Here is a 12,224-nt window from a genome sequence, read left to right on the forward strand (position 1 = left end):
GCTTCCTCATTCCGTGTCAGATTACCTGCTCGGGTAAACTCGCAGAACCGCGAACTTGTTCCAGACAGCCGCTTCCCGAAAGCTGCGCTAGCTCTCCGCCTTGAACTTTTTGGCCTCTGCGAGAAGCTTCTGCCGGTCACGGTGTCCCAAACGTTCGATCAATTCCCGTGCCTGTAGCGGCGAAAGATCCGAGTTCTCGGCGAGAAACTTGATATCCTCATCTTCAGTCAATGGAGCCGGGTTTTGCTCTTGCTCAGTCATGATGGTTTCCTCAATCGATTGGCTTTTGATAAGCTTGTGCGGCTGGGCTTCCTCGTCATATCCAGAACGTAGTGGCGTAACCGATGCAGATGATCGCGAGAATGACCATCCACCAGATCAGATAGATACGGCCTTCCTGCAATCCACGGCGCCGTTCAGATTCCACTTTCTGACCGCCCGGCGCTCGATAGACACGGGCACTATCGGTGGTTTTGTTGGGTGTAATCATCGCCATAAACCTCCCTGGCCCAACGATCTCGTAGAGCAAATGTTCCGGCGACCTCTTGCTGATTTCTTCCGGAGCCTCGGAATTCGACAACGCCGTTTTACTTTATAGACTTCGCCACGAAGGAACCGATCCCAGTCAAATAAGTTTCAATGGAGCGCTGTGTCGGCTTCCACTATCCTGGAGGAGGAATTGCCATGGAAAAGTTCTTCACTCGTCTTTCCCAGACTATCGCTGAACTGGCAGGGACATCCTATGCGTTCGGTGTTGCTTTGGGGTTCATACTCATATGGGCCTGTTCGGGTCCGATATTTGGCTTTTCCGACACCTGGCAGCTTGTCATCAACACAGCCACAACGATCATCACTTTCCTGATGGTCTTTCTGATCCAGAATTCGCAAAACCGCGATTCCACGGCAGTGGAGGCGAAGCTGGACGAAGTCATTCGTTGTCTGGAAGGCGCGCGTTCACAGCTTATCGGCATTGAACACCTCACCGAAAGCGAAGTCGAAGCGATACGGACGGCAATTGAGGACGAAAACGGAGATCAAACTACCAAAGTGAATGTTGAGGAATTGCTGCGTAGTGCGACCCGAAGAGCAAAAAGACACCGCCCGAAATAGACTGCGTTCCCGCAAGTCTTTCGACAGAAACCGATTTGGTTCGAAACATATGTGGTTTTGAGAAGTTAGACCTCCCTAATTAATGGAGGCTGAACAATGGCAAATCCTTCACCGAAGCCCGGAACGACCGATCAAAAACCGAAATGGGAAGGTCCACCGGAAAATCGACCGCGCGGTTATGAACCGGCAGAAGATAATCCCGACAAACAACGCGATGCAGCGGGACACAGCCTGTCAGATCCCGACCGCAAAAATCTCTCCGATGCTTTAAGCGAGCCAAAGTCCAACACCACGAAGAAAAAAGGAGATACGTAATGACGACGACTTCTCCAAACCCTATCCCCCTCAAGGCTCTCGCGCTGAATGCAACATTGAAAGGCAACGCGGATCATACGCCGTCCTCGACAGATGAACTGTTACGCTATCTGGATTCTCATCTCATTTCATATGGGGTAGAGACCGAACATCTGCGACTGAACGCATTCAATATCGAGCCGGGTGTGACATCCCGCGAAAGAGACGAGGATGAATGGCCCATTGTGCGGCAAAAGATTTTGGTATCCGACATTTTTATTCTCGGCACCCCGATCGGGCTCGGACAGCCATCCAGCATCTGCAAGCGTGTTTTAGAACGCATGGATGCCTTTCTTTCCGAAACAGAAGACAAGAACCGGACGCCTTCCTATGACTGTGTAGCTGCGGTCGTTGTGGTTGGTAATGAGGATGGCGCCCATCACGTATCCGCAGAGCTATATCAGGCTTTGAACGATGTTGGTTTGACCTTGCCAGCGAATGCCGTCACCTATTGGGTGGGCGAGGCGATGCAATCAACCAACTTCGTCGATCTCAACACAATTCCCGAAGTCGTTGTTTCAACGACGAAAATGGTCGCTGCAAATTGTGTCCATCTTGCCCATCTATTGAAGAACCACCCCTATCCAGGTAGCCATTAAAACATCATGGGCTGACTTGGGTTGTCCGGTTCCGGCGAAGGTGGCCCGGGATCGGGAAGCGGCGGTATTTGTTCCGGTTCGTCTGGGCCAATTGGATCACCATCGGGCTGGGGTATGGTGTCCGGTGGCCGTTGGGGGACTTTTTCGGGCTCAGGCGATGGTATCTCCGGGGGATCGCCCGATTGCAATTCCAGAGCGTTCTTCTTGAATTGGGCAGCGTTTGCGGTATCGGGTTGCAGCGTTTTCATCGGATTTCCTTCCTCTTTTCCAGAAGGGCCGAACCTGTCGCAGAGGCGATTGTTCCGCCAGCTGTCTAACGTTACTCCGGCTTTCCGTAAGCACTGCGCAATTCAGTTTTCGCCAGCTCCAATATTCGTTTGCGCTCTTTCGGCAGCTTTGTGCCAGCGCGATTGATATAAAACGTCAACATCGACATCGCCGATTGGAATGGAGTGGTTTTGCGCTTTCGACTGTGATCGGCGGAACGTTTCAGGGAAAGCGCGATCTTCTTCGGATCATTATCTTCGAAAATATGCGGTTCCAGTGTCAGCGCATCGCTATGCTCGGTCACTTCTGCAGACCACTTTTTGGACTTGGTCATGCGTGCTCCTCGATGATTTTAAGGGAACTGTTTGCCCTCAAAACCTATTACCATGGCAGATGTTCCAGCTTTTTTAGTCCGCGATCAGATCAATGGCTGCCGCAAACGCTTATAAATCCCGTTCTCAAGTATCATTGGAGGAGATTGTTCATGGCAGATCATGATGCTGCAACCCGCAAAGACAAATTGCGAACCGGAATCCCCTTCTGGATAAAAACTCCGAATTCCACGGTGCAAGCGGACCGGCATCTTCCCGATCAGTCTTTTGACGTTATCGTCATCGGCGCAGGCATCTCCGGGGCTTTGATGGCGGAAGCACTGACCCGCAGTGGAAAAAGCGTGTTGATCGTTGACCGCAGGCCTCCTGTACGCGGATCAACCTCGGCGTCCACATCGATGATCCAGCATGAAATCGACATACCTCTCACGCAACTGCGCAGGAAAATCGGCGCCGCACCAGCCAATGCGGCCTGGATTCGGTCAGCACAAGCTGTGCAGGACTTGATCGATTTGTCCGCCCGGCTTGAGATCAACTGCCAAATGCATCGCAAGTCAGCGCTCTATCTCGCAGGCAACGAGATGAGCGCACAAGCATTGGCCAAGGAGGCGGCGGCGCGTAACGAGATCGGCATCAAAGCCGACTATCTCAACCGCGCAGCTCTGACTGCGCGCTTCGGACTGGATCGTCCCGCCGCGATTTTGTCGGATGTTTCCGCATCTGCCAATCCAGCACAGCTGACCGCCGGGCTTCTGCACAAGGCGCTGACGCGCAATGCCCATATTGTTTCTCCTGTCGAGATCACCGATATGGCTGAGTTGCCGTCCGGCGTGGCTCTGGCAACCCGCAAGGGCGAAGTTCTGGTTGCGGAACATGCCGTGTTTTGCACCGGTTATGAATATCTCCCCCAGATGGAAACCAGATGGCACAGCATCACATCGACCTGGGCAATCGCTTCGAAGCCTTTGCTTGATGTGCCCCATTGGATGCGCAACATGCTCGTCTGGGAAGCTGCGGATCCCTATCTTTATTTGAGAACTGATGCATTTGGGCGCATCATCGCCGGGGGTGAAGACGAGCAGGCGCAAGAAAGCAACCACGATCCAAAGAAGCTGGCATATAAAGCGGCCATCATCGCGAAAAAGCTGAAAGACCTCACCGGAATTGCGATCGATAAGCCAGACTATATATGGTCTTCGCCATTCGGAATTACGCAAGATGGCTTGCCGATCATCGACCGTGTACCGGGATATGAACGCATATTCGCAGCCATGGGTTTCGGTGGCAACGGAATTACCTTTGCCATGATCGCATCGCAAAACATCACAGCCGCGATAACCGGCAAGCCGGTTCCTGATGGTGAACTTTTCCAATATCGCTGACGCGCGGACCTACAAAGGTATATCATAACGGAAGTGGGGAACCGAGCATTGTCAAATTAAAGGCAGGCGAGACCGTTGAGTGGGCAAATAACGACCCGATGGCTCCTACCGTTGCAGTTCAAGGTGGATGGGAAATCATGATACCACCCGGGAAACGGGCGAGTAGGGTCATCACGGACAAAGCCAACATTGATTACTATTGCCGGTTTCATCCCAATATGAAGGGGCGAATTGAAGTCGTGTAGCTAAAACCCGCTTGTGCCAGTCCCTTTGATATCGTTGAGTCTGTTTAAATATAACGAGGGTGAACACAGTGCTGGAAACAGGCTGCGTTTACCCAAAAACTGTCCCGTATAGAGGTTATTCTCGGCTTTCCTGCCCGCCGATTTGCGGACGGCGATTTTACCGTAACGTACTTCCCGTTCCGAATTTCATCATGCAGCCTCGGGTGACCGACCATAATCCCAGTGTTTGAACGCTCCCTGCATTTAGCGATGAAGTCAAGCAGCCTATGTTCTGGACAATTGGTTTTTTAAACCGCCGCTCCAATAGTTCAACTTTCAACATCTGGCAAAAAGCCAAGCGCAATGAATCAAAGTGAAATGCGCCGGGTAATACCGGCGCACCTGTCTCTTAGCTGCGAATAAAGGCGAGCAAATCGGCGTTAACCACATCTGCATTGACCGTTAGCATTCCATGCGAGAAACCCGGATAGATGATCAACTTGCTGTTTTGCAGTAGCTTGTCTTGCATAAGCGCGGCAGTTTTATAGGGAACGACTTGGTCATCATCGCCCTGAAGCACAAGCGTTGGAACTGTAATCGCTTTCAAGTCCGCAGTCTGATCAGTTTCCGAGAAGGCTTTTATGCCCTCATAATGCGCCTTGGCACTGCCCATCATGCCCTGCCGCCACCAGTTATCTATCACGCCTTGTGAAGGCTCCGCTCCCGGGCGGTTAAAGCCATAGAAAGGGCCGGCGGGCACGTCGATGAAAAACTGAGCGCGATTGGCGGCGAGAGCGGCGCGAAAGCCATCGAACACCTCGATCGGAGTACCCTCAGGATTATTCTCTGTCTTCACCATCAGTGGTGGAACAGAGCTGACCAGCACGGCTTTGGCGACACGACCTTGTGGCTGGCCATGTTGCGCGACATAACGAGCAACCTCGCCGCCGCCAGTTGAGTGGCCTATATGAATGGCATTGCGAAGATCGAGATGCTCCGCGACGGCCGAAGCATCGGCGGCGTAGTGATCCATATCGTGTCCTTCACTGACCTGGCTCGACCGGCCATGGCCACGACGATCGTGAGCAACAACGCGGAAGCCTTCCTTTAGGAAGAATAGCATCTGATTATCCCAATCGTCGGCGCTTAATGGCCAACCATGGTGGAAATGAATCGGCTGCGCATCCTTCGGGCCCCAATCCTTATAAAAAATCTCTGTTCCATCCTTGGCTTTAACAAAAGTCACAGCAATTCTCCTTTGTTGTCGGGGATGATAAAGACGCATGCTATTCAGTTTTATGCACTGCACCGCAATTCAAACGTCAACCACCAACAAGTCGCGGATGAATAGAGCTCAATGATTGTGTTGGTGCCAGTTAGTGCGTACGCTACCCGCCCGACGGCGAACCGTCAGCGAAACTCTCAAGCCGATTTGAACCAATTATCTGTGACGCAAGCTCAGTTTGAGCTTTCATGCTTTGGTCCTCCGGTCAGGTGTATACCTTTGATATAGAGCGGACAGATGCAGCATTCCTTTATTTAAGCTACACCACATAAATTGAAATTGGCAAGAGAGACATTAATTAATTGCAAAACTAACACACCAACGAAGGCTTCCGTCTTCATCACGCAGTAATTCAAATATATTTTATAGATTCCAACAAAATATATCTAAAATATAATATTTGATGAATAAATATTACACTTACTTCTATTTCCAGAAAAGCAAATATATCGGAATATGTATGTCTGGAGCAGACGCGGCAGAAAAATCCGCACTCAATGCGAACTTACGACGGAATTCACCCGAAACGGTCGATCACTTCACATATAAGTCGCGTGAACGCTTCAGATGGGCCAGCATTGCCGCCTCGGCGCCTTCAGCGTCATTTTCGGCCAAACGGTCTAGAATTTCGGTGTGCTCGGCAAGCGTGTATTTTTCCTTGCCGGTCCAGATCAGCATGTGTGTGTGGTATTCCTTCAGCCACGCCAGCATGGCTTCGCTGACCGCCACAAAGATCGGATTATCCAGAATCTTTGCTATGCGAATATGAAACTCCATATCCGCAGCGATGAACGCATCGGCATCACCCAATGACTGCCGTTGCCGTTCAATAATATCCCGCAATTCCGAAATATCGCGCGCAGTCACCTTTTGCGCCGCCTCACGTGCAACGCCGCGTTCAAAAAAGATACGCGCGCTCTTCAGATGCTCGAGCGTCTCCATCGACTGCGCGAGCATGATCTTCGCCGTGGGGTCCACCTGTTGAAATATCGACCTTGCGGTGAGCTTGAGAACCTTCGCGCGCTCTCCATGCGAAATGCTGACCAAACCCATTTTTGCAAGCGACTGCATTGCCTCGCGGATCGCCGGACGACCTACGCCGAAGCGTTCCATCAAAACCCGTTCGGATGGCATTTCATCGCCCGGCAGCAATTCACCCGACGTGATCATGGTTTCAAGCCGGTCAAAAACTTCGTCTGACAATTTACGGCGAACGATAGGTTCGATTGGCTGGGTCATGGCATCTCACTAGTCATGAGCTTTGTTCCCTTATGCATCTTCAACGGCGCAGATGAAAGCCGTTACCCACATCCATGTGCAGGGGCTCACAATTTTTCCTCTTGCACATATTGGAATACTCATTATACCAGTTTGCATTCAAACGCCATGCGCTTTTCGCTGGCACGAGTAAAACAGCGAGTGACGGCAATTCCGATGAACATCCGCTTGACCTATCGCATAGAAAGCACCGGCAACATTGAGAAGATGGCGGCCAAGATCGCCAGCGATCAATCCACCGGCACTTTTGTTGCTGTTCCCGGTGAAACGGAGGAATTGAAGGCCCGCGTCGCCGCCAAGGTGCTGGATATACGCCCTCTGGAAGACGCGCAGGTTCCAGCCTGGCCAGAACTGGAATGCGATCACGGCCCGATCAGGCGCGCCGATGTTGATATTGCTTTTCCGCTTGATGCGGTCGGCACCGATCTCGCCGCTCTTATGACCATCGCCATTGGCGGGGTCTATTCGATCAAGGGCATGACCGGCATTCGCATCGTCGATATGAAGCTGCCACAGGCATTCCGCGACGCCCATCCCGGCCCGCAATTCGGTATTGAGGGAAGCCGCAAGCTCGCCGGCGTTGAAAAGCGTCCGATCATTGGCACCATCGTCAAGCCCGCGCTTGGCCTGCGTCCCCATGAAACGGCGGAATTGGTGGGCGAGTTGATTGAATCCGGCGTGGATTTCATCAAGGACGATGAAAAACTGATGAGTCCTGCTTACTCCCCGCTGAAAGAACGCGTTGCGGCAATCATGCCGCGCATTCTCGATCACGAACAGAAGACCGGCAAGAAGGTCATGTATGCCTTCGGCATCTCGCATGCCGATCCCGACGAGATGATGCGCAATCATGACATGGTGCTCGAAGCGGGTGGCAATTGCGCCGTGGTCAATATCAACTCCATCGGGTTCGGCGGCATGAGTTTCCTGCGCAAGCGCTCGGGTCTTGTCCTGCATGCGCATCGCAACGGCTGGGACGTTCTGACCCGCAATCCGGGCGCCGGCATGGATTTCCGCGTCTATCAGCAGTTCTGGCGCCTGCTCGGCGTCGATCAGTTTCAGATCAACGGCATTCGCGTGAAATATTGGGAGCCGGACGAAAGCTTCGTCTCGTCGTTCAAGGCGATCAGCACACCGCTATTCGATCCTACCGATTGCCCGCTGCCGGTTGCAGGCTCCGGTCAATGGGGCGGGCAGGCGCCGGAAACCTATGCCCGCACGGGCCGCACCACGGACCTCCTCTATTTGTGCGGCGGCGGCATCGTCAGCCATCCCGGCGGACCCGCAGCAGGGGTTCGCGCCGTGCAACAGGCATGGGAAGCCGCAGTGGCCGACATCCCGCTTGAGGTTTACGCAAAAGACCACCCCGAACTCGCGGCCTCGCTGGCGAAATTCGGCAATGGAGGCGAAGGATGACCAGCCTCGCTCCGCTGCTTTCCTATTACGGAGATGATCTGACCGGTTCCACGGATGTGATGGAAGCGCTCAGTTCGAATGGCATCGAAACTGTCTTGTTCATGAACAAGCCGGATGACGCTCTTCTATCGCGCTTTGGACATTGCCGGGCCATTGGTCTTGCAGGCACCAGCCGCAGCGAAACCCCGGATTGGATGGATGCGCATCTGACCCCCGCCTTCGCCTGGCTGCGTAGCCTCAATGCCGCAATTTGCCACTACAAGGTCTGTTCCACTTTCGATTCCGCGCCGCATGTCGGCAATATCGGCAAGGCGATCGAGATCGGCAAATCGGTCTTCCAGCAGGCTTATGTTCCGCTGATCGTCGGCGCGCCGCAACTCAAGCGCTACACATCCTTCGGCAATCTCTTTGCCGCCTATCAGGGTGAAACCTACCGCATCGACCGCCATCCAGTGATGAGCCGTCACCCTGTGACGCCTATGCATGAAGCCGATCTGCGGCTGCATCTGGCCAAACAAACGACATTGAAAGCCGAATTGGTTGATAGCGCAGCGCTGGCCGCATCTGAAGCGGATAAGCGTATCGACGCGATCACGCAAAAGGCGACCGGCATGGTGCTGTTCGATGTGGATAGCACCGAAAGCCAGTTGCGCGCAGGTGAACAACTCTGGCGTTTACGTGCCCGCCAAGGCTGGTTTGTCGCCGGTTCGTCCGGCATTGAATACGCCCTGTTATCCGCGTGGCGGGAGGCGGGCCTGATCGGCGCTCGGAAAGATTTTCCCCTGCCGGGCAAAGTGGATCGTATCGCCGTGGTGTCGGGCAGCGTTTCGCCGACAACGGAAAGACAAATCCGCACCGCAACCGCAGCCGGTTTTGACGGCATCAATCTCGATCCGCTCGAACTCCTTGGCGAAAATGCTGCGCAGGCGATGGAAACCGCCGTCGCACATGCGCAAAAAACCTTGCAGGCTGGCAGAAGCGTCATTCTCAACACGGCGCTCGGCCCCTCTGCTGATCGCGGTCGCGAAATCGACCGTATCGCCGGGAGCCGCCATCGACTGGCGCACATTCTGGGCTCGATCCTGCGCAGTCTGGTTGAGCGCGAAAAACTGCCGCGCGCCGTAATAGCTGGTGGCGACACGTCCAGTCACGCCCTGCGCGAGCTGCATGTCGATGCGCTGACCACGCTGCTGCCGCTTCCGCAAACACCCGGCTCGCCGCTTTGCACGGCGCATGGTGGCGATACTGCGACCCATGGCCTGCAAATCGCACTGAAAGGCGGACAGGTCGGCGCTGACAATTATTTCAGCCAAATACGCGACGGTTTACCCAACTGAAATCTGGAATACTCATTGACTGGTTATACCAGTTAAGTTACCAAAGACACCGGAGGAAAATTCAACCATGACAGCAATCGCTTTGTTCGGCGCAGGCGGCAAGATGGGTTACCGTCTGGCCAAGAACTTGAAGGGCTCGCGCTTCGACGTCCGCCATATTGAAGTCAGCGATGCAGGCAAGGCGCGTCTGAAGAACGATCTGGGCATCGACACAGTCGATGCCGATCAGGGCCTTGCAGGCGCCGAGGTTGTCATTCTGGCCGTGCCGGACACCCTCATCGGAAAAGTGGCCGCAGGCATTATCGACAAGCTGAAGCCCGGCACCATGGTGATCGCGCTTGACGCGGCAGCTCCCTTCGCAGGTCATCTGCCCGAACGCGCCGATCTGACCTATTTCGTCACCCACCCATGCCATCCGCCGATCTTCAACGACGAGACCGACATGCAGGCAAAGAAGGATCATTTCGGTGGTCTTTTCGCCAAGCAGCATATCGTTTCGGCGCTCATGCAGGGGCCGGAAACGGATTACGCGCTGGGCGAAGAAATCGCAAAGGTGATCTGGGCCCCCGTCATGCGCTCGCATCGCGTCACGGTCGAACAAATGGCGATGCTGGAGCCGGGTCTTTCGGAAACCGTCTGCGCCTCACTTCTCGTCGTCATGCGCCAGGCAATGGACGAATGCGTGCGGCGTGGCGTACCGGAAGAAGCGGCCCGCGACTTCCTGCTCGGCCATATGAATGTTCTGGGCGCGGTCATCTTCAAGGAAGTCGACGGCGTATTCTCGGATGCCTGCAACAAGGCAATCGAGTTCGGCATACCCGCGCTGATGCGCGACGACTGGAAAAACGTGTTTGAACCGCAGGAGATCGCCGAAAGCATTCGCCGTATCACCTGATAATCAACGGGAGGGTCAAGCGCCCTCCTTCACTGCCCTGCTGGGAACAGGGCTGAACACACTGGGAGGAAATTATGGAATTCACACGCAGGAAACTGACGCGCGGTATCGCGCTGGCCATCGTCGCTGGTGCGCTGTCGGCAGGCACAGTCATGCCAGCCTGGGCGGCGGACCTCATCGCGATCATTACACCCTCGCACGATAACCCGTTCTTCAAGGCCGAAGCCGTGGGCGCAGAGGCAAAAGCCAAGGAACTTGGCTATGAAACGCTGATCCTCGTTCACGACGACGACGCAAACAAGCAATCTCAGCTCGTCGATACGGCAATCGGGCGTGGCGCCAAGGCGATTATTCTGGACAATGCCGGTTCCGAAGCGTCTATCGCTGCCGTGCAGAAGGCGAAAGATGCAGGCATTCCATCCTTCCTGATCGACCGTGAAATCAATGCGACCGGCATTGCCGTCTCGCAGATTGTGTCCAACAACTATCAGGGCGCCCAGCTCGGCGCGGAAGAATTCGTCAAGCTGATGGGCGAAAAAGGCAATTACGTGGAATTGCTTGGCCGCGAAGCCGATCTCAATGCGGGCATCCGCTCCAAGGGCTATCACGACGTTATCGACGACTATCCAGATATGAAGATGGTCGCACAGCAGTCGGCCAACTGGAGCCAGCCGGAAGCCTTCACCAAAATGCAGAGCATTCTGCAGGCCAATCCGGACATCAAAGGCGTGATTTCAGGCAACGATACGATGGCGATGGGCGCTTGGGCGGCTCTCGAAGCTGCCGGTCGTAAGGACGTGATCGTCGTCGGCTTCGACGGCTCCAACGATGTACGCGATTCCATCAAGGCTGGCGGCATCAAGGCCACCGTCCTGCAGCCAGCTTACGCGCAGGCGCAAACCGCTGTCGTTCAGGCTGACGAATTCATCAAGTCGGGCAAAAAGCCTGCTGAAGAGAAGCAGTTGATGGATTGCGTTCTGATCAACGGCGACAACGCGGAAAAGCTCGAAACCTTCGCTTTGAAGGATTGAGCCCCGGAAAGTTGAGAGCCGGGAGCCGTAATGCTCCCGGCATATTCCCCATACCGAGGATATCTTCATGTCAGTGCTGAAGTCAGCGTCCATTGTTGTGCTGGCCTGTGGTGTTGCGCTTTCGGGCTGCAAGATCATCAAGACGCCAACAGCTGAGGAAGCCGCAGCTGCCCGCGGTGACAATTTCAACCCGGACCGCTCGGTTGCCGACATCTGGGATTCCAAGGTCAAACCGTTCTTCGCGGAAAAGACCGTGACGCTTGATGAAGTCATGACGGCAGCCAATACCGACGCTGACGCGGCGGGAAACAAATTCGGCCACCGCGAAAAGCAGGGCAACGCGCCTTGGACCTTTGCAACCAGGCTGGAAGGTACGGTTGTTGGCGCCGAGACCAAATCGCGGGCTGCCTATGTCGATGTGGACAGCAATGGCGATGGCAAGGCGGATGCGCGTGTTCAGATCGGGCCAACCGTTCGCGGAACGGCCATTCGCGACAGCTTGAGCTTTGTGAACTTCAATGAATTCCGCAACCAGATCGAATGGGCGCAGTTCGGGAAATCGTTCAATACCCGCGTCAACGACGAAGTTTTGTCGAAGCTGCCACGCGAAAATCTGGTCGGCATGAAAGTAAAGGCCAGTGGCGCCTTCGCCATGCCATCCAAGGGCCAGTTACCGCTTTTCACGCCCGTATCCATTGCGCTGGAGAAGTGAGC

Annotated in this window: 13 protein-coding genes; 9 read left to right on the forward strand and 4 right to left on the reverse strand. The window is 54.4% G+C overall.

Annotation, left to right across the window (positions count from 1 at the left end; genetic code table 11):
- Positions 1–87: 87 nt before the first annotated feature.
- Both D8666_RS24275 and D8666_RS24280 read right to left on the reverse strand, forming a co-directional pair.
- On the reverse strand, positions 88–261 hold the full coding sequence (locus D8666_RS24275) for a hypothetical protein (protein WP_167836116.1): 174 nt from the start codon (positions 259–261) through the stop codon (positions 88–90).
- A 55-nt stretch (positions 262–316) separates the two neighbouring features.
- On the reverse strand, positions 317–490 hold the full coding sequence (locus D8666_RS24280) for a hypothetical protein (protein ID WP_167836117.1): 174 nt from the start codon (positions 488–490) through the stop codon (positions 317–319).
- 194 nt (positions 491–684) lie between these two features.
- Here D8666_RS24280 and D8666_RS18395 point away from each other — a divergent pair, with 194 nt between their 5' ends.
- From D8666_RS18395 to D8666_RS18420, 4 genes are all read left to right on the forward strand, one after another.
- A complete protein-coding gene (locus tag D8666_RS18395; RefSeq protein WP_121538940.1) occupies positions 685–1,110 on the forward strand; it encodes a low affinity iron permease family protein in 426 nt (141 codons plus the stop codon).
- A 96-nt stretch (positions 1,111–1,206) separates the two neighbouring features.
- On the forward strand, positions 1,207–1,425 hold the full coding sequence (locus D8666_RS18400) for a hypothetical protein (protein WP_121538941.1): 219 nt from the start codon (positions 1,207–1,209) through the stop codon (positions 1,423–1,425).
- Between the two features lie 23 nt (positions 1,426–1,448).
- Complete coding sequence (locus tag D8666_RS18405) at positions 1,449–2,063, forward strand: flavodoxin family protein (RefSeq protein ID WP_121538991.1); 615 nt, start codon at positions 1,449–1,451, stop codon at positions 2,061–2,063.
- 220 nt (positions 2,064–2,283) lie between these two features.
- A complete protein-coding gene (locus tag D8666_RS18420; protein WP_442945189.1) occupies positions 2,284–4,044 on the forward strand; it encodes an NAD(P)/FAD-dependent oxidoreductase in 1,761 nt (586 codons plus the stop codon).
- Between the two features lie 633 nt (positions 4,045–4,677).
- On the opposite strand, the gene D8666_RS18425 is transcribed toward D8666_RS18420, so the two are convergent.
- Positions 4,678–5,553, reverse strand: a complete 876-nt coding sequence (locus D8666_RS18425) for an alpha/beta fold hydrolase (protein WP_209445994.1) — start codon at positions 5,551–5,553, stop codon at positions 4,678–4,680.
- 534 nt (positions 5,554–6,087) lie between these two features.
- Positions 6,088–6,792, reverse strand: a complete 705-nt coding sequence (locus D8666_RS18430; protein WP_121538946.1) for a transcriptional regulator NanR — start codon at positions 6,790–6,792, stop codon at positions 6,088–6,090.
- 195 nt (positions 6,793–6,987) lie between these two features.
- Here D8666_RS18430 and oiaX point away from each other — a divergent pair, with 195 nt between their 5' ends.
- The 5 genes from oiaX (at position 6,988) to D8666_RS18455 (ending at position 12,222) form a co-directional block, all read left to right on the forward strand.
- A complete protein-coding gene (gene oiaX, locus D8666_RS18435) occupies positions 6,988–8,247 on the forward strand; it encodes a 3-oxo-isoapionate-4-phosphate decarboxylase OiaX (protein ID WP_121538947.1) in 1,260 nt (419 codons plus the stop codon).
- Entirely contained in the window at positions 8,244–9,584 is a 1,341-nt protein-coding gene (locus D8666_RS18440; protein ID WP_121538948.1) for a four-carbon acid sugar kinase family protein, read from the forward strand. Before oiaX ends, D8666_RS18440 begins: the two co-directional genes overlap by 4 nt.
- Positions 9,585–9,651: 67 nt before the next feature.
- The gene (locus D8666_RS18445; RefSeq protein WP_109365881.1) at positions 9,652–10,479 is read left to right on the forward strand and encodes a phosphogluconate dehydrogenase C-terminal domain-containing protein; all 828 of its coding nucleotides are present in this window, start codon (positions 9,652–9,654) and stop codon (positions 10,477–10,479) included.
- A gap of 74 nt (positions 10,480–10,553) precedes the next feature.
- The gene (locus D8666_RS18450; RefSeq protein WP_109365880.1) at positions 10,554–11,510 is read left to right on the forward strand and encodes a D-ribose ABC transporter substrate-binding protein; all 957 of its coding nucleotides are present in this window, start codon (positions 10,554–10,556) and stop codon (positions 11,508–11,510) included.
- A gap of 67 nt (positions 11,511–11,577) precedes the next feature.
- Positions 11,578–12,222: a DUF2291 family protein gene (locus tag D8666_RS18455; protein ID WP_121538949.1), complete on the forward strand. Its 645-nt coding sequence runs from the start codon at positions 11,578–11,580 to the stop codon at positions 12,220–12,222.
- Positions 12,223–12,224 lie beyond the last annotated feature (2 nt).

Source organism: Ochrobactrum soli (genome assembly GCF_003664555.1).
Classification (GTDB): Bacteria; Pseudomonadota; Alphaproteobacteria; order Rhizobiales; family Rhizobiaceae; genus Brucella; species Brucella teleogrylli.

Excerpts from the sequence above, each read along its gene's own strand:
- D8666_RS18425 (WP_209445994.1), bottom strand. The coding sequence starts at position 5,553 with ATGCGTCTTTATCATCCCCGACAACAAAGGAGAATTGCTGTGACTTTT.
- D8666_RS18455 (WP_121538949.1), top strand. The coding sequence starts at position 11,578 with ATGTCAGTGCTGAAGTCAGCGTCCATTGTTGTGCTGGCCTGTGGTGTT.
- D8666_RS18430 (WP_121538946.1), bottom strand. The coding sequence starts at position 6,792 with ATGACCCAGCCAATCGAACCTATCGTTCGCCGTAAATTGTCAGACGAA.
- D8666_RS18440 (WP_121538948.1), top strand. The coding sequence starts at position 8,244 with ATGACCAGCCTCGCTCCGCTGCTTTCCTATTACGGAGATGATCTGACC.
- D8666_RS24280 (WP_167836117.1), bottom strand. The coding sequence starts at position 490 with ATGATTACACCCAACAAAACCACCGATAGTGCCCGTGTCTATCGAGCG.
- D8666_RS18445 (WP_109365881.1), top strand. The coding sequence starts at position 9,652 with ATGACAGCAATCGCTTTGTTCGGCGCAGGCGGCAAGATGGGTTACCGT.
- D8666_RS18450 (WP_109365880.1), top strand. The coding sequence starts at position 10,554 with ATGGAATTCACACGCAGGAAACTGACGCGCGGTATCGCGCTGGCCATC.
- oiaX (WP_121538947.1), top strand. The coding sequence starts at position 6,988 with ATGAACATCCGCTTGACCTATCGCATAGAAAGCACCGGCAACATTGAG.
- D8666_RS18395 (WP_121538940.1), top strand. The coding sequence starts at position 685 with ATGGAAAAGTTCTTCACTCGTCTTTCCCAGACTATCGCTGAACTGGCA.
- D8666_RS24275 (WP_167836116.1), bottom strand. The coding sequence starts at position 261 with ATGACTGAGCAAGAGCAAAACCCGGCTCCATTGACTGAAGATGAGGAT.
- D8666_RS18400 (WP_121538941.1), top strand. The coding sequence starts at position 1,207 with ATGGCAAATCCTTCACCGAAGCCCGGAACGACCGATCAAAAACCGAAA.